The organism is Clostridium sp. CM037 (assembly GCF_055081095.1).
Genome location: NZ_CM143650.1, coordinates 3,711,158 through 3,734,890, shown reverse-complemented (window position 1 = coordinate 3,734,890; position 23,733 = coordinate 3,711,158). Strand labels below are relative to the sequence as shown.

Annotated in this window: 25 protein-coding genes and 1 pseudogene; 20 read left to right on the top strand and 6 right to left on the bottom strand. The window is 30.0% G+C overall.

Annotation, left to right across the window (positions count from 1 at the left end):
• Positions 1-53: 53 nt before the first annotated feature.
• The 7 genes from ppaX to ACWJKP_RS17865 all read left to right on the top strand — a co-directional run bounded on the left by ppaX (position 54) and on the right by ACWJKP_RS17865 (position 4,219).
• Positions 54-698 (top strand): pyrophosphatase PpaX, encoded by a 645-nt coding sequence (gene ppaX / locus ACWJKP_RS17895; RefSeq protein WP_165413295.1) that lies wholly within the window; start codon positions 54-56, stop codon positions 696-698.
• A 50-nt stretch (positions 699-748) separates the two neighbouring features.
• A complete protein-coding gene (locus ACWJKP_RS17890) occupies positions 749-1,321 on the top strand; it encodes a DUF5317 family protein (RefSeq protein WP_165413296.1) in 573 nt (190 codons plus the stop codon).
• Positions 1,322-1,429: 108 nt separating this feature from the next.
• A complete protein-coding gene (locus tag ACWJKP_RS17885) occupies positions 1,430-1,915 on the top strand; it encodes a hypothetical protein (protein ID WP_165413297.1) in 486 nt (161 codons plus the stop codon).
• Complete coding sequence (locus ACWJKP_RS17880; RefSeq protein WP_165413298.1) at positions 1,899-2,540, top strand: accessory gene regulator ArgB-like protein; 642 nt, start codon at positions 1,899-1,901, stop codon at positions 2,538-2,540. The genes ACWJKP_RS17885 and ACWJKP_RS17880 overlap by 17 nt, the downstream gene beginning before the upstream one ends.
• A gap of 20 nt (positions 2,541-2,560) precedes the next feature.
• Positions 2,561-2,695: a cyclic lactone autoinducer peptide gene (locus ACWJKP_RS17875; RefSeq protein WP_165413299.1), complete on the top strand. Its 135-nt coding sequence runs from the start codon at positions 2,561-2,563 to the stop codon at positions 2,693-2,695.
• Positions 2,696-2,974: 279 nt separating this feature from the next.
• Positions 2,975-3,820, top strand: a complete 846-nt coding sequence (locus ACWJKP_RS17870) for a DUF1186 domain-containing protein (protein WP_462961338.1) — start codon at positions 2,975-2,977, stop codon at positions 3,818-3,820.
• Between the two features lie 171 nt (positions 3,821-3,991).
• Complete coding sequence (locus ACWJKP_RS17865; RefSeq protein WP_165413301.1) at positions 3,992-4,219, top strand: hypothetical protein; 228 nt, start codon at positions 3,992-3,994, stop codon at positions 4,217-4,219.
• A 60-nt stretch (positions 4,220-4,279) separates the two neighbouring features.
• Here the strand turns inward: ACWJKP_RS17865 and murI are convergent, their stop codons facing one another.
• Entirely contained in the window at positions 4,280-5,110 is an 831-nt protein-coding gene (gene murI / locus ACWJKP_RS17860; RefSeq protein ID WP_165413302.1) for a glutamate racemase, read from the bottom strand.
• 378 nt (positions 5,111-5,488) lie between these two features.
• Between murI and ACWJKP_RS17855 the strand changes: the two genes are divergently transcribed.
• From ACWJKP_RS17855 to ACWJKP_RS17835, 5 genes and pseudogenes are all read left to right on the top strand, one after another.
• Positions 5,489-6,934, top strand: coding sequence for an amino acid permease (locus ACWJKP_RS17855; protein ID WP_165413303.1), 1,446 nt, complete (start codon positions 5,489-5,491; stop codon positions 6,932-6,934).
• Positions 6,935-7,059: 125 nt separating this feature from the next.
• Positions 7,060-7,383, top strand: a pseudogene (locus ACWJKP_RS17850) (amino acid permease); the annotation flags it as partial.
• Between the two features lie 106 nt (positions 7,384-7,489).
• Positions 7,490-8,179, top strand: coding sequence for a response regulator transcription factor (locus tag ACWJKP_RS17845; RefSeq protein WP_165413305.1), 690 nt, complete (start codon positions 7,490-7,492; stop codon positions 8,177-8,179).
• A gap of 4 nt (positions 8,180-8,183) precedes the next feature.
• Positions 8,184-9,569: a HAMP domain-containing sensor histidine kinase gene (locus ACWJKP_RS17840; protein WP_165413306.1), complete on the top strand. Its 1,386-nt coding sequence runs from the start codon at positions 8,184-8,186 to the stop codon at positions 9,567-9,569.
• A gap of 38 nt (positions 9,570-9,607) precedes the next feature.
• Positions 9,608-11,077: a hypothetical protein gene (locus tag ACWJKP_RS17835; protein WP_462961337.1), complete on the top strand. Its 1,470-nt coding sequence runs from the start codon at positions 9,608-9,610 to the stop codon at positions 11,075-11,077.
• 28 nt (positions 11,078-11,105) lie between these two features.
• On the opposite strand, the gene ACWJKP_RS17830 is transcribed toward ACWJKP_RS17835, so the two are convergent.
• Positions 11,106-12,026, bottom strand: a complete 921-nt coding sequence (locus ACWJKP_RS17830; protein WP_165413308.1) for a polysaccharide deacetylase family protein — start codon at positions 12,024-12,026, stop codon at positions 11,106-11,108.
• 204 nt (positions 12,027-12,230) lie between these two features.
• Here ACWJKP_RS17830 and ACWJKP_RS17825 point away from each other — a divergent pair, with 204 nt between their 5' ends.
• Together ACWJKP_RS17825 and ACWJKP_RS17820 are read left to right on the top strand one after the other, a co-directional pair.
• Positions 12,231-12,383, top strand: a complete 153-nt coding sequence (locus ACWJKP_RS17825; RefSeq protein WP_165413331.1) for a cob(I)yrinic acid a,c-diamide adenosyltransferase — start codon at positions 12,231-12,233, stop codon at positions 12,381-12,383.
• A 234-nt stretch (positions 12,384-12,617) separates the two neighbouring features.
• Positions 12,618-14,093: a 4Fe-4S dicluster domain-containing protein gene (locus ACWJKP_RS17820; RefSeq protein WP_187351429.1), complete on the top strand. Its 1,476-nt coding sequence runs from the start codon at positions 12,618-12,620 to the stop codon at positions 14,091-14,093.
• Positions 14,094-14,166: 73 nt separating this feature from the next.
• Here ACWJKP_RS17820 and ACWJKP_RS17815 read toward each other — a convergent pair whose 3' ends face one another.
• Both ACWJKP_RS17815 and ACWJKP_RS17810 read right to left on the bottom strand, forming a co-directional pair.
• On the bottom strand, positions 14,167-15,759 hold the full coding sequence (locus tag ACWJKP_RS17815; RefSeq protein ID WP_165413310.1) for an ABC transporter permease/substrate-binding protein: 1,593 nt from the start codon (positions 15,757-15,759) through the stop codon (positions 14,167-14,169).
• Positions 15,759-16,886 (bottom strand): ABC transporter ATP-binding protein, encoded by a 1,128-nt coding sequence (locus ACWJKP_RS17810; RefSeq protein ID WP_165413311.1) that lies wholly within the window; start codon positions 16,884-16,886, stop codon positions 15,759-15,761. Before ACWJKP_RS17810 ends, ACWJKP_RS17815 begins: the two co-directional genes overlap by 1 nt.
• 572 nt (positions 16,887-17,458) lie before the next feature.
• On the opposite strand from ACWJKP_RS17810, the gene ACWJKP_RS17805 reads away from it, so the two are divergent.
• Positions 17,459-17,893, top strand: coding sequence for a hypothetical protein (locus ACWJKP_RS17805; RefSeq protein WP_224578746.1), 435 nt, complete (start codon positions 17,459-17,461; stop codon positions 17,891-17,893).
• A 133-nt stretch (positions 17,894-18,026) separates the two neighbouring features.
• Here ACWJKP_RS17805 and ACWJKP_RS17800 read toward each other — a convergent pair whose 3' ends face one another.
• Positions 18,027-19,052: a DUF3048 domain-containing protein gene (locus tag ACWJKP_RS17800; protein WP_165413312.1), complete on the bottom strand. Its 1,026-nt coding sequence runs from the start codon at positions 19,050-19,052 to the stop codon at positions 18,027-18,029.
• Positions 19,053-19,324: 272 nt separating this feature from the next.
• Between ACWJKP_RS17800 and ACWJKP_RS17795 the strand changes: the two genes are divergently transcribed.
• From ACWJKP_RS17795 to ACWJKP_RS17785, 3 genes are all read left to right on the top strand, one after another.
• Complete coding sequence (locus ACWJKP_RS17795) at positions 19,325-20,065, top strand: LytR/AlgR family response regulator transcription factor (RefSeq protein WP_165413313.1); 741 nt, start codon at positions 19,325-19,327, stop codon at positions 20,063-20,065.
• A complete protein-coding gene (locus ACWJKP_RS17790; protein ID WP_165413314.1) occupies positions 20,053-21,384 on the top strand; it encodes a sensor histidine kinase in 1,332 nt (443 codons plus the stop codon). The genes ACWJKP_RS17795 and ACWJKP_RS17790 overlap by 13 nt, the downstream gene beginning before the upstream one ends.
• Before the next feature lie 476 nt (positions 21,385-21,860).
• Complete coding sequence (locus ACWJKP_RS17785; RefSeq protein WP_165413315.1) at positions 21,861-22,076, top strand: hypothetical protein; 216 nt, start codon at positions 21,861-21,863, stop codon at positions 22,074-22,076.
• Between the two features lie 197 nt (positions 22,077-22,273).
• Here ACWJKP_RS17785 and ACWJKP_RS17780 read toward each other — a convergent pair whose 3' ends face one another.
• On the bottom strand, positions 22,274-22,876 hold the full coding sequence (locus tag ACWJKP_RS17780) for an accessory gene regulator ArgB-like protein (protein WP_165413316.1): 603 nt from the start codon (positions 22,874-22,876) through the stop codon (positions 22,274-22,276).
• A gap of 174 nt (positions 22,877-23,050) precedes the next feature.
• On the opposite strand from ACWJKP_RS17780, the gene ACWJKP_RS17775 reads away from it, so the two are divergent.
• The gene (locus ACWJKP_RS17775) at positions 23,051-23,200 is read left to right on the top strand and encodes a cyclic lactone autoinducer peptide (RefSeq protein WP_165413317.1); all 150 of its coding nucleotides are present in this window, start codon (positions 23,051-23,053) and stop codon (positions 23,198-23,200) included.
• Positions 23,201-23,507: 307 nt separating this feature from the next.
• Positions 23,508-23,723: a hypothetical protein gene (locus tag ACWJKP_RS17770; RefSeq protein ID WP_165413318.1), complete on the top strand. Its 216-nt coding sequence runs from the start codon at positions 23,508-23,510 to the stop codon at positions 23,721-23,723.
• Positions 23,724-23,733: the final 10 nt, after the last annotated feature.

The following is a 23,733-nucleotide window of genomic DNA, read 5'->3' as shown; positions in this document are numbered from 1 at the left end:
TAGAATGAAATTAGCGGAGTAACTCCGTTATTGTAGATAAGGGGGAGATTTTTATGGCAATTCGAAATATTTTGTTTGATTTGGATGGGACTTTGTTAGATACAAATGAACTAATTATACAATCTTTTCAGCATACTTATAAAATGCACTTGAACAAGCAAGTAGATAAAGAGGAGATTATTAAAAACTTTGGAGAAATTTTAAAAATTACATTAGATAGGGAATTTGGTGATGACAGTGAAGAAGCCATTAAAACCTATCGTAGATTCCAAACCGGTAACTTCGAAAAGTTGATTACAATCCACAAGGGCGTAAGGGAAGGAATAATAGAGCTCCATAGACAAGGATATAATCTTGGAATCGTAACTTCCCGTTTAAATGATTCGGCCATTAAAGGATTAAAACATTTCGGATTAATGGATTATTTTGAAAGCATTATAGGGGCAGACGATACAGACCAACATAAGCCAGATCCTACCCCAGCACTTATGGCTTTAAAGGAATTGAAAGGGAAACCAGAGGAGACCATCTTTGTGGGGGATAGTTCATTTGATGTTTTATGTGCGAAAAATGCAAAAATTACATCCGTGGTTGTTGGGTGGAGCGCACTGCCTATGGACATGATTCTTAAGTATGAGCCCGATTATGTTGTAAACAACATGGAAGAATTTATAAGATTGGTTGAAAAAATAGTATAATTTAAAGAGAAATAGATTTAATATTGAGATTTTGAATGTGAGGAATATATATGATTGAATCCATACTTCTAGCTCTTTTTATTGCAAAAATAAAAGGGTACAAAGTGAGGCCACTTTTTAAGACATGGGCAGTATATCCTGTATTAGCATTTGTACTAATATATGTAATTTTAGAGGTGATGCTATTTCATGGTAATTATGCATTTATAAAGTATGCTAGCACTTTTCATTACTTTTATCTTTTAACGTTTTTGATTTTGATTATTAAATATAAGCTTAATGTTAGTGCAATTATAGGGTCAATATTTATTTTTATTGGAACTGCTTTGAATAATACTGCTATAGCAGCTAATAATGGGAAGATGCCAGTATTTCCAACTTTAGCATACTTAACTGGTTATGCAAAACCAGATTCTTTTATGAAAGTCAATGACATACATATTATGGGGAGTGAAGTAACTAAGTTGAAATTTTTAACAGATATAATTGATGTGGGTTACAGCGTTATGAGCATTGGAGATATATGTATAAGAGTTTTTGCCTTTATTATTATATTTAATACCATAAAGAGCATTAATGAAACAGAGATAATGAAGTCTGAGGGTTGCACTAGTAGTATCTGAAGTTTTATTGAATTGTATTAAGAATTATATACTATTTTGTAATATTAATGATATAATTGGCAATATATACATAGATATTTTAGAAGGGTGTTAGGGGAGAAGTAAAATATGTTGAAAATAACGTTGTTAGAGTTTTTATTTAGAGGTCTGCCGGAAGGAGTTCTAATTTTTTTCGCAGTATATGTATTTTCAAAGACTGTTATTAATATAAAAAGATATATAATATCAAGTATTATTTTTATTATAGCAGTTTATTTAATAAGATTACTACCAATTCAATATGGGGTACATGCTATTCTTAATATTATAGTAATTATTGTATTAACGGTTAATATAAATAAAATTAGTATAATTAAATCCATAAAAGCAGGCATAATGACAGTAATTCTGGAATTTATTTGTGAGGGAATTAATGTTTTTATAATTGATAATATCTTTAAAGCAGATCTTATATATGTGTTAGGCGAACCTTTATTAAAAACATTATATGGAATTCCATCATTGTTGGTTTTTGCAATTATAGTATCAACATATTATTTATATGTTGCTAGAAGAAAAAAGATGAGCGAGGTAATAAATGGAGAAATTATCTGATAATATTGCTAATAAAGTAGCATTAGAATTATCCCTTGATGAGGATAATAGAGAGGTAATTGCCTATGGCACTTTTGCTTTAATGCAGATGTTTATTTCTATAATTATTGTATTTTTATTTGGATTGTTGTTTCATGTAGCGTTTGAAGCTCTAATAATTTCCTTTACAGCAAGTATTCTTAGAAAATATTCTGGAGGAGTTCATGCAAGTTCACCAGGAATTTGCACTTTCATAGGAACAATTGTATGTGTAGGAGAAGCGGTATTAATATCGCTTTTAATGAGCTCAGTGGTTAATTTAAAATTAATTATAATAATAGGAACATTGATTTTTATATGGTCCTATTACATAATTTACAAATTAGCCCCAGTGGACAGTGCCTCAAAGCCTATAGTAAAAGAAGAAAAAAGAAAGCGGATGAAAAAAGGATCTACAATACTTTTAAGTGTTTATTTAATCATTTCAGTATTTATTATCCTGTTGTATATAAATAGTGGTGGAATAAATCTACTTTTTTATGCTCTATGCATATATTCAGGCATCTTATGGCAAGCATTTACGCTTACAGCTCCAGCACACTTATTAATAGGCAAAGTAGATACCTTTTTAAATCATAAATATTAAGAAAAGGAGGTAAAATTAGTATGAAGAAAATAAATAAACACCTATTCACTTTAATTGCAGTGGTAACTACATTTGTGGCGACTTCTGTAGCTTCTTCAGCATGCTGGTGGTTTACTTATCAGCCTGTAGAACCAAAATGTCTAAGAGAAAAATAATAAAGAAATGAGGTCAGTTTTACTGACCTCATTATTTTTTTCGTAGTGCAGACCTTACAATAAAAGCAAAATTTATAAAGACGCTATCGATGAGCTTAGTAGATCTAGCGGTAATCAGTTCGATAAAGAGATTGCTGATGCCCTTATCCAAGTTATTAGGGAAAGTGAAAATGTACTTGGTGATAGAGAGTCCTTGAAAATATAAAAAGCATTGATATTATAAAGAAATTATAAGATAATACATTAGTAACGAATAAAATGAAGAAGGAGTTTTATTTTATGAATGAATTACTTAAAGAAATTGAATATAATAATGGGAAATTCCCAGAAGCACAATTGAAGGAAATAATTAACCACAAAGAAGAGTTCATACCTGAATTACTTGAGATATTAAAGAATGCCAAAGAAAATTATCAAGAGATTTTAGAAAAAACTAATTATTTTGCGCATATATATGCCATTTTCTTGTTAGCACAGTTTAAAGAAAAGCAAAGTATTGAGCCGATTATAGATTTAATTAGTTTACCAAATGAAATTTCAGACGATATTTTTGGTGATTTTCTTACAGAGGATTTACACAAAATTTTAGCATCAGTTTGTGGAAGCGATATGGATCCAATAAAAAAATTAGTAGAAGATAGCAGTGTTAATGAATATGTTAGAAGTGCTGCGATTAAATCCTTTATTGTACTTCTGGGCGAAGGAGTTATATCACAAAGTGAAGTTATTGAATATTACAAAAGTTTATTTGAAGAGAAACTTGAACGGGAATTTTCACAAGTTTGGAATGAACTTATATATGATTCTTGTGAAGCGGGTCCTAGTGAATTATATGAACACATAAAAAAGGCTTATAAAGATGGACTAATAGATGAGGAGTGCATTTCTTTAGAAGAAGTGGATGGGGCTATTAAAATCCATGATAAAGAAAAATTTCCAAAGTTAAAAGAGGAAGGGTATTCATTTCTTAAGGATACTATAGAAGAGTTAGGGTGTTGGAGATGTTTTCCTAGAGAGAGTATTGAGTCTAAGTCTCAATATATGCTAGGAATTAACAAGATGAATAAAAATAAAAACAAAAAAAAGCAGGTAAAAGCTACAAAAAAAAAGCAAAGAAAAAAATAGAGGATAACCCGTAGATTGATTTCTACGGGTTTTTTTAGGTTATAATTTTTTTAGCAATAACCATTATTTCATTATCAAGTTCATATAAATCCCAAGAATTTCATAGTATTTCAACAAGGTAAAAAGCCTAAAATAAGAGTATGAAATTTAAAAAAAAGAGGAGGTTTTTTTATGTCACACAATAATAATATACATTATAATGAAGATCGTGATAAAAACCAAAAAGATAATGCGATAGCGGTGCTAAATAATATAGCAGAAAGTCATAGTATAAAAGATCGAGTTCTTAAAAAACATTCTGATATTGAGTCATTAGAAAGTGTGAGTAAGGTGAGAACAAAGAAGGATGAGAGTGAAGATAACAGTGATGGAAGTTATAAAATTTCAAATTTTTTATAAGGTACATTAAAAACAGGCAAGATCCTAAGGAACTTGCCTGTTTTATTTTCTATTATATAATTAATTCTCTTCAATATATTTTATGATATTGTCAGGATTTCTTAGTGCTAATAAATCCACACCTTTTTCATACTTTTTAATATCGCCTGTTGTATAAATCTCAAATGAACCGTTAGTCTTATCATTATTAATAATATTATTTTCTTGTAAATACTGCTTTAACTCAGCACATTGTTGTAAAGCAGGATTTATAAAGTTTATATTGGGATAACATTCCTTAAATATATCCATTATTAGTGGGTAATGAGTGCATCCTAAAATAATAGTATCAACATTTTCTTTAGTAATAATAGTTCCGATATGATTTTTTACTATACACTTTACAGCCTCAGATTTATAATCAGAACTATCAATAATTTCTGCTAGTTCTGCACTTCCCTCTGATATAATTTTTATTTTGCTATTCACTTTTAATAGAGCTTTATTATAACAATGAGTATTTACTGTAAAACATGTAGCTATTAAACCAACAGCATCTTTGTCTGTACTTTTGCTTATAGTATCAATAACAGGATTAATAATACCAATTATCTTAATGTCATAATCCATACTAAATAGTTCTATTATACTGGATATTGTATTACAAGCAATTGCTATTACCTTTACGTCTTTACTAATTAGAAAATCAATCATACGTTTTGTTAAACTCGTAATCTCGCCTACTGTTTTGTTCCCGTAGGGTACATTTTTATTATCTCCAAAATATATTATATTCTCATAAGGCAGGAGAAGTCGAAGTTCTTTAACAACTGATAAACCTCCTATTCCTGAGTCAATAACTCCGATAGACCTATTATTATTATTATTATTATTATTATTATTATTAACCACGATATCACCTCTTAAAATTAAATTTGTCTTTCAGGAAAAATCTTAGAAATATTTCCCATATCTGAGTTAATTGTTTTTTCTTACTTATATATATGTAGGGCATCTATGTACCGTTAATGAGCATGTTAAACTAAAGTAAATATAACATAAAGTTTATTTAGCGTAAAGAATTACATTATAATTTATAGGACTAAGACAGAGGCCATTATGGTTGCTATTATCGTATTTTAAGGACTATAGAGGTGCATTTTTTACAATAAAATCAAACAATTGGTTTATAAGCGAAAGTAGTAGTTGATTATATGTGACTAATATTGGTATAATTGTATAAAATAAGGCTAGTGATTGCACTAACCTCTAAAATTAGGGAGGTAAATTATGAATAATACAAAAAAACTTGGATTATGGACTTTGGTAATGTTAATTTTTGTTCCAACATTTGGATTTGGCAATATTGCTTCAAATGCAGTGGCACTCGGGCCGGCAGCTATTCCGTCATGGCTTATAGTTGCCTTATTATTCTTCCTACCTTTATCAGTAATGATAGCAGAGTTAGCGTCCTCTAATAAAGACAAAGAGGGAGGGTTATACACCTGGATAGAATGCTCAATTGGTCCAAGATGGGCGTTTATAGGTACATGGTCATACTTTGTTGCTAATTTATTCTATTTGCAAATGGTTTTTGCAAGAATACCAGTCATGGTATCATGGACTCTTTTTGGTGAAAACAGATTCAACGATGCCAATGCATATATGTTACCTTGGATAGGATTGGGACTAGCAGTACTATTAACCTATATAGCTACAACTGGAGTTAAAAGATTTTCGAAAATTAGTGATTTAGGTGGGAAATTAACTTTAGCAGTTACAGTTATATTTATATTATTTGCAGTTGTTGGAGTATTAGTTGGCAAACAACCATCAGCTACAACCTTCACAAAAGCAACAGTTATACCCAAGTTTGATGCTGATTATTTTTCAACTTTCTCATGGCTGATTCTTGCTGTTGCAGGGGCTGAGGTGGCAGGAACTTATATTAAAGATGTTGAGAATCCTAAAAAAGTTTTCCCAAGGGCAGTTATTATAGCAACTACATTTATAGCTGGAGCGTATGTACTAGGATCACTTGCAATATGCTTAGTTGCATCACCTGAATTAATAACCAAAGCTGGTGTTAAGGATGCAGGTTATGTTGTTTATAAGATATTAGCAGAAACCTGGGGCTTAAATGGTAAAATATTTGTCCAAATATATGCTTTTATTTTAACCGTATCGTCAATAGCCGCATTTGTGGTTTGGTTAGAATCTCCAATCAGGGCTATGTTCTCAGAGGTTCCGAGTGGCACCTTTCCTAAATTTTTAACTAAGAAACGTGAAGATGGAACACTAGTTAATGCACTTTGGGTTCAATGTGGAATCCTATCAGTATTAATAATAGTACCACTAATAGGATTGAATTCAATAGATGCTTTTTTTAACACATTAACTAATTTATCCGGTTTATGCCTTGCAATACCTTATATTGTTCTTTCAGCCGCATATTTAACATTTAGGCTTAAAGGTAATGTACCTCCATTTGTAATGCTAAAATCAAAAACAGCTGTAGTTACATCTTCAACTGTTGTTTTCATATTAGGTGTATTAGCATTTTTTGGCGCTGGCTGGGGAGATATTGCAGGAGCTACAAGTTTCAAAGAAGCGATAGGTCCAATATTAAAGAATTATGGTGGGCCAGTAGGATTTATAATTTTTGGGTTTTTCATAACACATTTAACAAAAATATTTGCTAAGAGTAATATAAAAGATAACTTGCCAATGAAATAAATAATTATAATAGGATGTTTGTTTAAATGGACATCCTATCTTTTTAGGATTATATACAAGAGTTACAAAGAAAGAGGTATAGCAGGATGTTGCTATACCTCTTTCTGATTTAAGCTAAATTGATTGATGCGACAGTATCTGCTCAAATTGCTCAACAAGTTTTCGGAAAAAGCATTATGTTTTACACTATTCAAGTTACCACTGCATTAATTTTAGTAATGGCTGCAAATACAGCCTATGCAGGTCTACCACTGTTACTCTCTATAATGGTAAAGGATGGATATGCTCCAAGGCAATTTTCTCAAAGAGGAAAGAGGCTAAGCTTTTCAAATGGAATAATAGTATTAGGGTCAGCTGCTGCTATGTTAATTATTTTGTTTAAAGCTGACGCTCATTTACTTCTACATTTATACGCAGTAGGTGTATTTTTATCTTTTACACTTTCACAGGTTTATTACTTATAATATTTCATAGCTGCATTATGTTATAATTAAAGCTAATAATATGTAAAGCAGATTGTAGTAGAATATTGCTTTCATTGTAAGAGGTGAAATTATGGAAAAAAAAGTGCTCATTATAGAAGATGAGGAATCTATTAGAGGGTTTATTAAAATTAATTTCCAAAGAAATAACTTTTTAGTGCTTGAAGCTGTATCTGGAGAGGAAGGTTTAGAAAAAGTCCACCAGGAGCGACCAGATTTAATAATCTTAGATATAACACTTCCTGGTATGGATGGGTTTAAAACCTGTGAATTGTTAAGGGCTGATTTTCCGAATTTGGGTATTATCATGCTTACTGCTAGAGGACAAGATATGGATAAAATAATGGGCCTTGAGTATGGTGCTGATGATTATATGGTAAAACCATTTAATCCTTTAGAACTTATTGCCAGAGCAAATTCTCTACTTAGACGAATGAGTCATAGTGAAGAGAAAAATCCTGAGCGATTAATCTCTGGGTGCTTCATCATAGATACTGTTTCAATGAAGGTATATAAAAATCGCCAGCTTCTAGATTTAACTCCTAAAGAATACTTGATTCTGAAGGCCTTCATGGAAAATGAGGAAAAAGCTTTTAGTAGAGATGATTTATTAAACTTAGTATGGAATTATGAATACTTTGGAGACTCTAAAATTGTAGATGTTAACATACGACGTCTTAGAGAAAAAATTGAAGATACTCCTTCTAAGCCCAAATATATAGAAACAGTATGGGGCGTTGGATATAGATGGAAAAAGAGGTGATATTTTGAGAGGAATAAAAGCCAGACTTGTTTGGAGTTATCTATTAGTGATTTTTTTTACGGTAATTACCTTAGAAGTTTTTCTTACGGTTTCTATAGAGAAATATTACTACAAAAACATGGAGTCTTTGCTTTCGAGCCAAATTAAGGGGTCTGTTGATTTTTATAATAATTATTTTTCTTCATCAAGTTTAAAGGAAAATGTGGAGAATAATGCTGATATTTTTTGGAAAAACACCTCTGCTGAGGTCCAAATTATTGATAGCTCAGGAATGATGCTAATGGATTCAATTGGTAATTTTAATGAGAAACCTATTGAAGACGATGATGTAAAAAAGGCATTGATGGGGGGACTTGGGACCTTTACTAAGAAAGATAAGTATACAAAAGAAAATTTTATGTACGTTTCATGCCCCTTAAAATCCTCTAATAAAATAGAGGGTGTACTGCGTTTTGTTACTTCATTATCTGAGGTAGATGCACTGATTCGTAAAATAACATTTCTTTTCTTAGGAGTTGGGGCTCTTGTAATTGTGATTTCTGGTGTTTCTAGTATATTTATATCTAATACTATTGTGGAACCCTTAGAGGAAATAAAAAACCTAGCTAAGAAATTTGCGTCTGGAAACTTCAATGAAAGACTAGAAAAAATAAGAAATGATGAGATTGGAGAACTATCCGATACATTTAATTTTATGGCAGAAGAAATTGAAAAAAATCAAAAGTTGAAAAATGAATTTATTGCGTCGGTTTCTCATGAACTTAGAACTCCGTTGACATCGATAAAAGGTTGGGCTGCAACTATTAGTTCTGGTAGTTTAGAAGATAAGGAAGAAATACTAGATGGACTTAGCATCATAGAAAAGGAAAGCGATAAACTTACAGGAATGGTGGAAGAACTGTTGGACTTTTCTAAATTTATATCTGGAAAAGTACCACTTACAAAAGAATATGTAAATATTCAAAGCATTATAGCCTATATAGAAAAACAGTTTATGCCCAAGTCAATACGTCACAATATTAATTTTACTGTTAAAATACAAGAAGCTTTATCTCCAGTTTTTGCAGATGAAAAAAGGGTGAATCAAGTTATTATTAACGTTTTAGATAACGCCTTTAATTTTACAAAAAAAGGGGGCAATGTAACACTCGAAGCATGCATTGCCGGTAATAATATTTGCATTATTATAAAGGACGATGGAATAGGAATTTCACCGGCGGATTTGCCTAAAGTCACAGAAAAATTTTTCAAAGGCAGAACAAGTATGTCACAAAATGGAATAGGACTTTCTCTTTGTAAAGAAATCGTAGAAATGCACAATGGTAAACTTGAGATTTCAAGTGAACACGGCATGGGTACAGATGTTAGAATATTCTTACCGTTGGCATAAGAAATAATAAAATTTAAATATATAAGAGGTGGCTCGCAGTGAAAAAGGCGTTATGTTTATTTTTTGTTTTATTTTCTATTATAATTTTTATATGGAGTCAGTATGCAGGATTAAATTTAAACTCTCAGGGATTACATAAAAAACTCAAGGTGTCTCCTATAGGAGGAAGCTGGACAGTAGAAAAATATGTTTCTATTGGTGGAGCTACAATAGATGATAAAAAGGCAAAAGAATTAATTGGAAAGAGTGCTTATTTTAGTGAAGATACAGTTGACTTTAATGGTGACATCTCTAATAATCCTCAATATAAAGTTAAGTCCGTGAATACTAAAAACTATTTTTGGAATACTGTAAAAATAAGTGCTAAAAGTTTAGGAATACAAAATGATGATGTGCAAATTATAACCATTAACTCCAATAATATTTTTTTCGATGAATACATAAAGTTGGATGAGGTAACTTTAATAAAAAATTATGAGGGCATTTTATTATATTTTCATAAAGTAAAAGATTCTAGTACTACGCCTTCATATGATAAAGATAAAGAAGATAACACAAAAATTTTAATCAGTAAGGCAGAAAAAGAAATAAGATCTAAGTCAGGATTATTACTTGGACTAAGGTATGAAAACCCTAAAGCGGAAGATGGGCTTAGCAAATATTTATATAAAACCTTAATGATTAGTTCGGTAAATGATAAAATTCTACCCATTGTGGAAACTAAAGATTTGCTACTTCCAAGGCAAGATGGATTTTGGAAGGTAGGGATAAGTAAGAAAATAGAAAATGGAGATGCTAAGGATGTACTTTGGTCTTATCCAATTAATCCAATTAATCCGATAAATACAAATTCAAAACAAATAAAGTATACCAAAACGGAAGGTAGTATGGCTATTAAATTTGTAGGTAGCAATTATGTTTCAATTGATACTTTAGAGGATGTAAATAATAATTATTCAGAAAATAAATACACTAATAATCAGCTTAAAATTCTTCCTATGGATAATCTATTGGGAGAATCCATAAAACTTACAAGCATACTGGGAATGGAAATAGAAAAGTCTACTTTGGCAGGTACACTTTTAAACGCACCTAAAAACATTAAAGATGAAAATCTAAAAAAAGTGGATACTAATTGGGGTGTAATAAGAAGGAGTGGACGATGGATACTAAGGGGAAGAATGGAAACGAAAATAAATAGTAAGAATTCATTTATAGATTTTGATATTCCTTATGCTACACCTAAATCATTAACTACCTATGATAATTTATTTCCTTCTTTTAACGTAATAAAAACAAAGGTTCCTAGTGCAGTGGATGCTTATTCCTCACCTAATAGAGACTTTGTTGTTGTTCTAACCAATACAGAATTAATGGTTTTTACTATAAAAGGATATAACCTTGGAGAAAAATCATTAACTTTGAAGTTTAAATCAGGAGAACTGCCAGTAATGGCTCATTGGGCTACGGGTAGTTATGTGGATGATTGGCAAAAAAAAGTAAAATAAGTGCTAACGCGACTAGTCGCGTTAGCACTTATTTTATTGTTTTAAATTCATATCCTTGACCCTTTAAATATTCTATAATTTGAGGTAATGCATTAGCAGTTCCTATTTTACCATAAGTATCATGCATCAATATAATTACTTTTTCTTTTGTCCCAACCTCTTCCTTTAATATGCTAAGGAACTCTTCTGGACTTTTATTGCGCTTACCTTCCGCATCTTTAATTTGAGCATTCCAATCTATACTAACCATGTTTTTTTTCTTTAATATTGTATCAAACTCTGGTAAAGTTGGATCTTTATAATATGTCCTGGACATATATCCTCCTGGCACCCTTAAAATATTTGTATTAAAATCCTGGCCAAGAATATTTTTTAAAGCGTCCTCGGTTTTTTTCACATCATTCATGAAAACAGGTATATTAATTTTGTTGTTAGGAAACAACACATTCAGGCTATGACAATAAGTATGATTGCCTATTGCATGTCCTTCATTAAATTCACGCTTTACAAGTTCTTTACTTTTTTCATTCTCTTCTATATTTTCTCCAATCAAAAAAAATGTTGCTTTAACGTCATACTCTTTTAGAATATCTAGTATTTGGGGGGTTACAGTGGTAGATGGACCATCATCAAAGGTAAGAAATGCTATCTTCTTACCATCATTTTTTTCTTTGTAATTTACTATGGCATTTACCTTTGTAGCATCATAAATGTACTTTTGTCCTTCTTTATTTACGGTATAATTTTTTGGTGGTTTATTACTGGTTTCATTATTATGCTGTAATGCATTATTATTTGTAGCAGTAACTGGTTCAGCTTTAACTTCTTCTTTAAGAAAATTTTTACCTATTATAAGAGCACCTATTAAAATTAAAAAAATGCAGCCAGATAATAAATTTATTTTTATAGTTCTTTTATTAAGTCTCTTTTTTTCATTAATATTTAACACTTATTTAACACTTCCTTAACAGCTTATTTGCAAATAATAAACACTGAATAAAATTACAATCAAATACAACTTGTCCAAAATTTGCAATATTATCATCTCATATGTAAAATGTTGTCGTATCTATACATTTATAATACTACTTATTCTAATTTAAGAGATTACAGAATTATTACAATTTCATTACATATTTCATATTACGTTTAAATTTTACTTGCTAAGCACTCAGAAAAAATTAGGATTAAACAAAATAATGAATATGATGTAGTTGTATTAGATGAGCTTACTATAGAATTATATTTTAAATTTATGGATATAGAATGTATATTGGAATTAATAAAAAATAAACCAGAAGTTTAGAACTTATTATAACAATGGTGTTTTGTCAAGGAAAGGTATTGTGGGTACTTGAGGGGCCCACTTGCTGATTTCTTAACATAGTGATATTATTTTAATGTAACTAAAACCAATTATTAGGAACAATACATATATATATTCTCGATAATAGGAATTGAATATCTTTTACACGTTTTTAAAAGTGTCTAGAATTTGATATTCGTACTTTACATTATAAAAATAGGAGAAGTGATAAATTTGAAGCAATTTGATAATGATATACAACTTATAAAATATGAGGTAATAACAGAGGTAGTTAAACTTGCGATTAAAGGAACTCTAAAAAAAGAAGGTAGAAATCTATTTAAGGTTCTTGTTCCAGGCCCTAAAGCAAGAACTCGTTGTTGTATTCATAAGGAAAGAGCAATTATTGGGGAAAGAATAAAACTTGTAATGGGCGGATGTAAAAAAAACAAAAATGTTATTGAAGTAATAAGTATTGCTTGTGATGAATGTCCCATACAACGATTCACGGTTACCGAAGCTTGTAGAGGTTGTTTAACACACAAATGCATTCAAGTATGCCCTGTGGATGCAATTCACTCTATAAATCGTAGATCTTACATTGATACAGAAAAATGTATTGAATGTGGCAAATGTGAAGCTGCTTGCCCGTACAACGCAATCTCTGATGTTATGAGACCATGTCGTAGAGCTTGCAGTGCAGGCGCATTAAGTATTGATGAAGATAAAAAAGCAGTAATAGATAATGATAAATGTATACAATGCGGTGCTTGTGTTTATCAATGCCCTTTTGGTGCAATTATGGATAAATCATCAGTAGTAGATATTACTAATGCATTAATAAAATCAAAAGAAGATAAAAATATGCATGTATATGCTGTCGTTGCGCCTGCAATCGCTAGTCAATTTACCGATGTTAAGATTGGTCAAGTACTTTCAGGTATAAAAAAAATGGGCTTTTATGATGTCGTAGAAGCAGCTATTGGTGCAGATATGGTAGTTCAAAATGAAACAAAAGAATTTATAGAAACTATCGAGGAGCTCAAAACTATGACAAGCTCTTGTTGCCCAGCTTTTGTTTCATATATCAAGAAAAATTACCCAGAGCTCGGTAAACATGTATCAAGCACAGTTTCTCCGATGATAGCAATTTCTAAGCTCATTAAAAATACAGATCCTTTAGCTAAAGTTGTATTTATTGGACCTTGTACGGCTAAAAAAATGGAAATAAAGCAATCAGATATAAAAGGCATTACTGATTATGTAATGACTTTTGAAGAACTTCAGGCAATGCTTGAGGCATTTGAAATAGATCTTCAAGAGTGTGAAGAACTTCCTTTGAATAATGCTTCTTATTATGGAAGGATTTTTGCTAAAGCTGGCGGTCTTACCGAAGCAGTAAAACACTTAGTTGATGCTGAAAATGTTTCAGTTGAGTTTAAACCTATTAGCTGTGACGGCCTTATTGAATGTGATAAAGCCTTGAAATTATTGAAATTTAATAGATCAAACGGCAATTTCATAGAAGGCATGGCTTGTTCTGGTGGATGCATAGGTGGAGCAGCATCCCTTAAACATGGTTCACGAGATAAAAATGAAGTAAATAAGTACGGAAAATTAGCGTTAGAAAAAGATGCTAGCGATTCACTCAAAGTAATAAAGGTAGAGGAAATTGATATGCACCGTGGTAAAAACTTCATGTCTAAATAATCTTTTATAAGAAGAGGTATAGCAAAATTTTGCTATACCTCTTCTTATAAAAGATATTCTATAACTTTATATACTACTTAATCAATTTATTTTCCCTCAAAAAGTCTTCGGCAACCTTTGCTGGTTCTTCGGAAAGCTTATCAACTTTATAATTTAAGTCTATCATTTTTTCTTTCGTAATCTTGCCGCCTAATTTATTAATTAAAGGTTTAAGTTCTGGATGTTTTTCAAGAGTTTTACTACTAACTATGGGTACACAATCATAATTTGGGAAGAAGTTTTTATCATCTTTTAAAACCTTAAGGTTATATGACTTTAATAACCCTTCAGTTTTAAAAGCATCTATAGCATCTACTTTTTTATTATCTAAGGCTGCATACCGAAGTCCTCCATCAATTGCGCTAGCACTTTTAAATTTCAAATTATATACTTTAGTTAATCCTGAATAACCATCTGCTCTATTGCAAAATTCTAATGTAGCACCGAGATTAAGCTCGCCTCCTACTTTTGCAAGGTCTGAAATGGTCTCTAGATTGTATTTTTTAGCAGTGTCTTGTCCTACCGATAATGTATAAGTATCATTAAAACCAAAGGGTTTTAGCCAAGTTATACCGTAGTTTTTAATGTAATAATCACTTACAATTTTATAAGCTTTAGCTGGATCATTAATTGGGGACCTCTTCATAATACCGACTAAACTCATTCCAGTATACTCAGGGTACATGTCTATTTCACCAGTTTTTAATGCAGAATAAGCGAGTCCTGATCCTCCTAAATTTAAATGTGTCTCTACTTTGATATCTGTATTTTTTTCTATTAGTGTTGCTAGTATATTACCTAATATAATTTGTTCGGAACTGTTGTAACAACCTACCACAATAGTGTCAGTTTTTTTAGTGGACATATACACACCGCTAGCTATCAGTATCATGGCTAAACTACTAGCTATGATTTTTTGCGTTTTACTAAACTTATGTTTTTTTCTCTTAGACAGTTTAATTGTTCCATCTGCTTTTCTGATTCCTGGAGGTGTTACCCCTTGTTCAATTTTCTCTACAATAGAGTCCATTAACAGTGCTAATAAACATGCAGGAATTGCTCCAGCTAGAATCATATTATTATCTACCGTTTGCACACCTGAGAATACCATATATCCAAGTCCGCCTGCACCTATAAATGCTGCAATTGTCATAAGTCCAACAGCAGTAACTGCTGATATTCTTATACCAGTCATAATTACTGGGAACGCAAGTGGTAATTGAACTAATTTAAGTACTTGTTTATTTGTCATACCCATGCCTTTAGATGACTCGATTACATCTGGATTTATATTCATAAGTCCAGTATAGGTATTTTTTATAATAGGAAGTAGTGAATATAAAAATACCATAAGTATTGCTGGCGTACTACCTATTCCAAGTATTGGTATTAAAAACCCTAATAAAGCTAAACTAGGTATTGCTTGTATTAAATTCGCAAAACCTATAACGGGCCCCGATAACTTCTTAACTCTAGATATTAATATACCTAAAGGGATTCCAATAATTATGGCTATAACCACAGCAAATACGGTTAATTCAATATGCTGAAGTGTTAAATCTATTATTTGACTCTGCCTTGAAACTACGAAGTCTTTAAAACTAACTATTCCATTTAATATGCCCATTATTCATCATCCTCCTGGTTAATATACTGATTGCTTAAAACAATCAACAAGCTACTCTCAGTAATTAATCCAACTAATTTAGAACTGTCATCTACAACTGGAACATATCCAATTTTAAGTTCATTCATTAGATTTAATATATCTATTAAAGAGTCATCTAAATTAACGGTTTTAATTTCTGTGCCCATAATAGTATTTACCTTTATAGAACCTATATAATTCCTTATAATGTCTTTTATTGTAATGATTCCTTCCAGCTTATCTTCTTTATTAATAATTAATAAGCTGTCCACTTTGTTTGCCTTCATGATTTCTAAAGCTTGGACTACTGTTCTGTTGCCACTAGTTGTAATTGGCTCTGTAATCATAATATCCCTAGCTTTTATAAACCCTGGTTGCTGCCATATTCTATTTTTACCTATAAATTCTTTAACGAAATCATTAGCAGGATTATTTAAAATTTCTTCTGGAGTATCATACTGAACAATGTTTCCGTCCTTCATAATACAAATTCTATCACCGAGCTTAAGGGCTTCATCCATATCATGAGTTACGAAAACTATTGTCTTTTTAGACTCTTGCTGAAGATTAAACAATTCATCTTGAAGCTGATTTCTCGTAATTGGATCTAAGGCACTAAAAGGCTCGTCCATAAGAATTACATCTGGATTTGTTGCCCAGGCCCTTGCTACCCCAATTCTTTGTTGCTGACCTCCACTTAATTCACATGGATATCTATCAACATACTCTTCTGCCTTCATTCCTACCATCTTTAAAAGTTCAGTTGTTCGGTCAAGTATTTTATCTTCTGGCCATTTTTCAAGCATTGGTATTATTCCAATATTCTCTCCTACAGTCATATGTGGTAAAAGTCCTGTTTGCTGTATGACGTACCCCATATTCCGTCGTAGCTTAATTGTATCACCCTTTAATATATTTTTACCATCCAAGTGTATGCTCCCTGACGTTGGTGAAATTAACCTATTAATCAATTTTAAGGTTGTGGTTTTACCGCAACCACTTTGTCCTACTATAACTACAAATTCTCCCTTATTTACAGTAAAACTAATGTCGTTAATTACGGTTTTGCCCTTGAAAACCTTCCTTATATTCCTAAACTCTAACATATAACCTCTCCTCAATAAAATAATAGAATGTCAGTCAAATTTTATTAATTAAAACTAACAACCTATATGGTATCATAGGATTGTCTGTTTACAAAACTCCATAAATTGAGAATAAATGTGACAGGTCTGTCAATATTGGGGTATAGGTGATATACGGATAAAAATGGAACATATGCTAGATAATAGTACCATTACTGGCGATATGGTCTTTTGTAGGGGCCGAATATAGGTTATTTATGTTTTAAACATTTTATATTTTGTTTTTTGTAGTACAAATCGAGTTTGTTTTAGTCGCCCACGTAAGTTTTACGTTTTAAGTGATGACGGTAAAGAAGCATATCATTGTTTAAAAAGTGAGTGGAAATCTCTTTCAAAACACTTAGATGTATTATTAATGGAGGATGGGTTTAAAACTTGGAAACCCTAGTTATAAATTGTTCACAATATTGACACTTAAATGCAACAATTATTTGTTACTATTATTAAAAGAAGCAAAAGTGCTGAAAAATAATATCAGTATTAAAACGAAATTATAATATAGCCTTTAATGGCGGAAATGGGGACGAATTACTATGAAAATCAAAGCAAAAAATGCGTCTAAAAAATCAGGAAAATCTGCTATTTCAATTACGTTGTATGTTGTCGCTTCAGTTGTTGCAATTATGGGAGTTGCATTATTAGTTAATAATGTTTTCTTATATAGAACTAACTTTAATCAAGCAGTAGCTCAGGGTTATTCTGCCGCTACTGTAAGAGATGCGTTAGTGCCATCACAATTGTTGCCAGGAATATTTGAACCAGTTGCAATATATGGAGGTATCGCATTTCTTCTATTAGGAGTGGGTGTAGTAAACAAAAAAGTTTCAAAATGTTTAATATGCTTAACTAAAGCTGAGGTTTGCAATGATATTGTTGAAGAAGATATTGAAGAAGAATATTTTGATGAGGAATATATTGTAGAAACAACTAATCAGGAAGAAGTTGATGGAAAAATTCAAAAAGCTTAATCGAAATACAACAAAAAGACTTGTCTCATTATACGAGGCAAGTCTTTTTTTATATTATAAGGTTCAAAAAAAAAAAAATTCAATCTAAATAATTAATATAGCAACTATAGTAGTAACCGCCTAACCTTATAATTTACTTAATATCTACAATGGTATTTTTATCTACAATGTTCCAGCAAGTTTTTCCGGGATTTAATGGCAAATTATTACCACCCTCATCAGTTAGAAGTGTTTGCGAAGTGGCATCTTTTTTAGCCCAATGCATTTTTATAAATTTGCCATTACTAATAACATAACCATCCCCCTTACCTACAAGAGAAATGTCTAAATGTTGTCCATCTGCTTGTTTTTTAATGGAGGTGATTTGCACCACTATGGTTTTAAATGCTAGTGGAAGCTTATTCTCTTTATTAGTTGATGATTTTCCATCCATGCTTTTGAGGTAAAGCCCATCCTTATAATTGTAACTAGTGTTGTAATTTTTGTTTATTTTTAAAAGTACATCTATAGCTTTCGGTGATTTAGCGTTATCCCAATAGCCTTTGTCAAATTTTAATTTTACAGTAGGAGCTTTGACAAAATCTTTTCTTTTAACAAGTTCTCTTAATTTTTCTGTGGAGGTATAAAGATTATGAGGAGCCTTTCGCAGCGAATCTCTCCAATAAGCAGAAGCATGTGTCATTTCATTCATACTCATTAAGTTTTCATTTTTTATTTTAACAAGAGCTTCCGAACTTCCACCACAATGAGCAAAGGGCAGGTTATATTCTTTTGAAATATCTAAGAAGTAAGGCCTGGCACTTCTAATTGGTCCAACCTTTTCAGCATTGTTTTTTTGAAATAATGCAATGAATCTAGGTGTGCCACCTTCAGCCATGGTCTCATAAACTATATCCGCAGCATCCAAACCCGATTGAGGTCTTGCAGCTACTGAGTTTTCTACTACCACAAGCACAGCAATATTATCTAATAGTTCTTTTTTTACCGCTTCACCCGTATAAGGAGAGAAGTACTTTTGTGAGGTCTTTACAGCGGATTCTGTTTTTTTAGGGTTTGATTGGTTTGGCGTAGCAATAGATTCAGCTTTTTTGCTACAACCCTGCGAAATAAAGCTTATTGAAATAATTATACAAAATAGTAGCTTAGATTTGTTTTTCAAAGCAACATCTCCTTAGTTAATTTTAGAGGAAAACGTCATTACATTCATTCCTCTATTTTAATCTATTCGAAATATCGTGTATATAGAATAATATAAAAACTAAAAATGCCATAGAAGGATTAAATTAGCTTCGCTCATAAAAACCACCGCGGGCATAGCTCATGTAACTAATTAGCAATGTAGTGTTTTTTTGTTGGAAATGGTATAATAATAATGTAAATTGTCATATTATTATAAGTTTTAGTTTGAATTCTTATTAAGGTGGTGCTAAAATGCTTGATATAATTATTTGTGAAGATAATGAGATGCAAAGGGAAAAGATTGAATGTATTATAAAAAATAAATTAATAGATTTAAAGCTTGATTTAAAGATAGTTTTATCAGCTGATAATTCTAAAGATGTAGTTAATCATCTTAAGAACAACATAGAAAAAAGCTTTATTTACTTTTTAGATGTAGATTTAGGCACTAAATCAAATGGAATAGACCTTGCAAAAGAGATAAGAAATTATGATACAAAAGGATATATTGTTTTTATAACTTCACATGCTGAGTTATCATTTTTAACATTTAAATATAAAGTACGAGCTTTTGATTATATCTTAAAATTTGATGATGAGGCTCTTAAAAGCAGCATTTCAGAATGCTTAAGTGGAGCCTACAATAATTATAAAAATGTTAATGTTAAAGAAAAAGAAGTCATTTCAATAAATCTAGTGAATAGGATTGAAAACTTTCTATTTAATGAAATCCTATTCTTTGAAACAGCAGATATTGGTCATAAATTAAGGGGCCATACGACTAATGGCCATTTTGAGTTCTATGGAAAAATGAAGGATCTAGAAGCTAAATTACCATCATATTTTTATAAATGTCACAGATCTTATATAGTTAATACCACCAAAATTAAGTTTCTTGATAAAAAAAATAAAACTATCTATATGATTAATGATGAGATCTGTTATAGCTCAGCATTATATCTAAAAGGATTAATTAAAAAATGTTTAATATGATAGTGGAGTTATTATATATATTTATTATTGCATTAAATTTTGGTATTATTATGATTAATATAAGTTATATGGAAATAACTAAAAAAAACTTTTTAGTTATTAATAGTGTTTTATTTTCTATAATTGTATTATTGAATAATTATAATGAAAATAAGTTGATAATTCCTATTACAACAATAATAATGACTATATACTTATATATACTTTTTAAAAAAGTATACTATGCTCTATTAATTTCTATTTTTATACAATTGATTTTTGCTTTTGGTGATGCTGTTACTGGGGTTATCTTAGTTTTTATTTTAAAAATTAAATATTGTGATATACTAAATAATCCTAAAATTAAATTATTAACAGCTTTATTAATTTTAATAGTATGTTATTTTCTAAGTAAATTTTCATGTAAAGTTTTAAAAAATAACTATATTAAAAATTTTTTGAATATAAAATCAAAAAATATTTCTATTTTAGTCTCCACTGTAGTAATATCACTTATTTCTATATATTCTTATTCTTTATCATTAAAAATGATATTTAATAAGCCTAATAAATTTTTTATTTCATTAAACCTTTTTTTGATAATTAGCTATTTTATTGTGATATTAATATTAACTAATACAAATAACGAAAGTATTAAAAAAGATTTAGAATGGGATTACAGAGAAAAAGAATTGGACCATCTTAAAGAATATACTATAAATTTAGAAAATCTTTCAAATGACTTAAGAAGTTTTAGACATGACCAAATTAATATATTCCAAACAATAGGGGCATATATCGAGTCAGAAAATATAAAAGAGTTGAAGGAATTCTATTATAAAGAATTAATGCCTGAAAGTAAAAAAATATTGGAAAAGAATCGATCTTATACATCACTTATGCATATAAAAATTGATTCGTTGAAAGGACTACTTTCTTCTAAAATTATTAAGGCTCAATCAAAAAACATAAAAGTCAAAATAGAGATTGTGGACGATGTTAATGAATTGTCAATATATTTAATAGATATCTGTAGGATTATCGGAATTGTTTTTGATAATGCAATAGAAGCTGCGATATTATGCGATAACAAATTTATTGAATTTTTAGTATATAAAAATAATAATAGTACTACATTTATTATAAAAAATTCTTGCCCGGAAAATACTGCATCTATTCATAAAATATACGAGAAAAATTTTTCAACAAAAGGCGTCAATAGAGGAATAGGCTTAAAAACTGTTAAAGATATTTTGAATGAAAAATATGATAATGTATATTTAAATACTAGTATTGATAATTTCGTTTTTACACAAGAACTAATTATTGTTAATAATTAGTTCTTGTGTTGTAAATTTTCATAGTCATTATTTGATTTTCTGAAAATAAAGAAGTCTAAGAGAGTAATTTATTGATAAAAATTAATATTAATTACATTTCACGCTCAAAAAAGCCCAACTTAGGAAATAATGTAGAATCAAATAATTAAACATGGTAAAATAAAGTCATGGTAATTCAAGTAAATCGATAGAAGAACTGAGGAAAAAGGGTTTATAAGATTGTGCTAAAAGTTTGGATTTAGTGCTAAAGAAATAGACTAATAATTATATTGTATGTAAACGATTATCTGAATTGAATAATTATTAATCATGATGATATCTTGTTCCATTCTTTTGTTTAGGTATTTTAGTTCTCGCGAAACTAAAATACCAAATCATGAGCGGGAAGCAAGTTATTTATATAAATTATAAAAATATAATGGTGTAAGTCAAAGATAGATTAATATTTTGACAATACCACAAAAAAGGGGTGTCGTATGGAAACTTATTTATGTCCAAAAATTGATTGTACTTCAGTTGAATATACTGAAGATCAAGCGTGGGTTATAGTATTTATGGCAGCGTTACTAGCGGTAGGTGCTACATGGATGATAGGTATGTCAGTGTGGTGTGTTAGTAATGGTTACAAGGGATTCACTGGTGATTATAGCATAGTTGAATGGGGATTAAAAGTCAATTTTGAATGTAAATAAAATGTAATAATAAATTTATTTTATTATTGCAACATCTTAGACAAGCTTATAATTAGGCTTGTCTAAGATTTATTTATAATCTATATTTGGATACTGTAAGGATATTTAGAATTAAAAATATAATAATGTATATTTAAATATTAGTATTGATAACTTCGTTTTTACACAAGCACTAATTATTGTTAATAATTAGTGCTTTAAAGTTGCAGATTTTTATAGTTATTATAAGGTTTTCTGAAAATAAAGTAGGCAAAGGGAGTAATTAAAAAGGATTCTTGGAAGATGGAATAAATAATTATATTTTTATAAATTGAATTTGGTAATAATAGACTTACTGAACACGAAATTAATACAACAGCGATAGATTTTAGTTTTAAAGCTTTTCTTAATTTTTTGCTTACAAGGGGACGCTCAGCTGTATCGGCAGGAGCATATTTAACAACTAAAATTAAGCTTATTAAAAATAAGATAATTATTGAAGTTCTATTTAGAGTGAAATTTAGACTTAAAAACACATTTCCTAAGAAAATTATATAATTTAAAAAAATACACTTTAGGCTAGAGTCTGCATGAACGCCATTAGCAAAAGATCTAAGGAAGCCAAAAACTATAAATGCTATTAATGTATAGGTGAATACTTTAAGAAAATATGATGTTATAAACAGAATAATTAATTTGTATATACTAATTAATATAACTTGAGTGCCATAATGGAGTATTTCAAGTTCTTCCTCTGTCTTATCTAAATTTTTTTTGACAAATTCCATGTATAAGTTGCTTAATTTTTCATTTATATTCATATAACGCCACCCTAAACAATAATTTATTGATAAAAATTAATATTAATTACATTTCACGTGCAAAAAAGCCCATCTTAGGAAAAAATGTAGAATTAAGCAATCACAATATGGTAAAATAATATCATGGTAATTCAAGTAAAGCAATAGGAGAACTTAATAATAAGGGGTGGAAAAATGAAAAATTTAATATTAGAAAAAGTAGCTTCAATAACTTGTTCTGGTGTATCGGCAGTGGCGAAAGCTTCATCATCAATGTGTATAGTTTGGTCATTTAATGAATGTAAGATGCCTAAATCACTATATAAGGTTGATAAAAAATTATAAAGAGATTTGGTATGGGTTTGTATTTTAGGTAAGAATATTAAAAGGACGACCCTTAAAGGTTTATAATATGGTAGTAGAGAAATAAGGTTAGTAATTATTTTGTATGTAAACGATTGACTGAATTGAAGAATTATTAATCATGATGATATCTTGTTCCTTTCTTTTGTTTAGGTATTTTAGTTCTCGCGAAACTAAAATACCTAATCCTGAATTGGAAGCAAGTTATTTATATAAATTATTAAAATAAAATTGGGTAAGTCAAAGATAGATTAGTATTTTTGACAATACCACAAAAAAGGGGTGTTGTATGGAAACTTATTTATGTCCAAAAATTGACTGTACTTCAGTTGAATATACTGAAGATCAAGCGTGGATTATAATATTTATGGCAGTATTACTAGTAATTGGTGTTACATGGTTCATAGGTATGTCAGTGTGGTGTCTTGCTAATGGTTACAGTGGCTTCACTGGAGATTATAGCATAATTGAATGGGGATTAAAAGTCAAATTTGAATGTTATTAAATGAATAAAA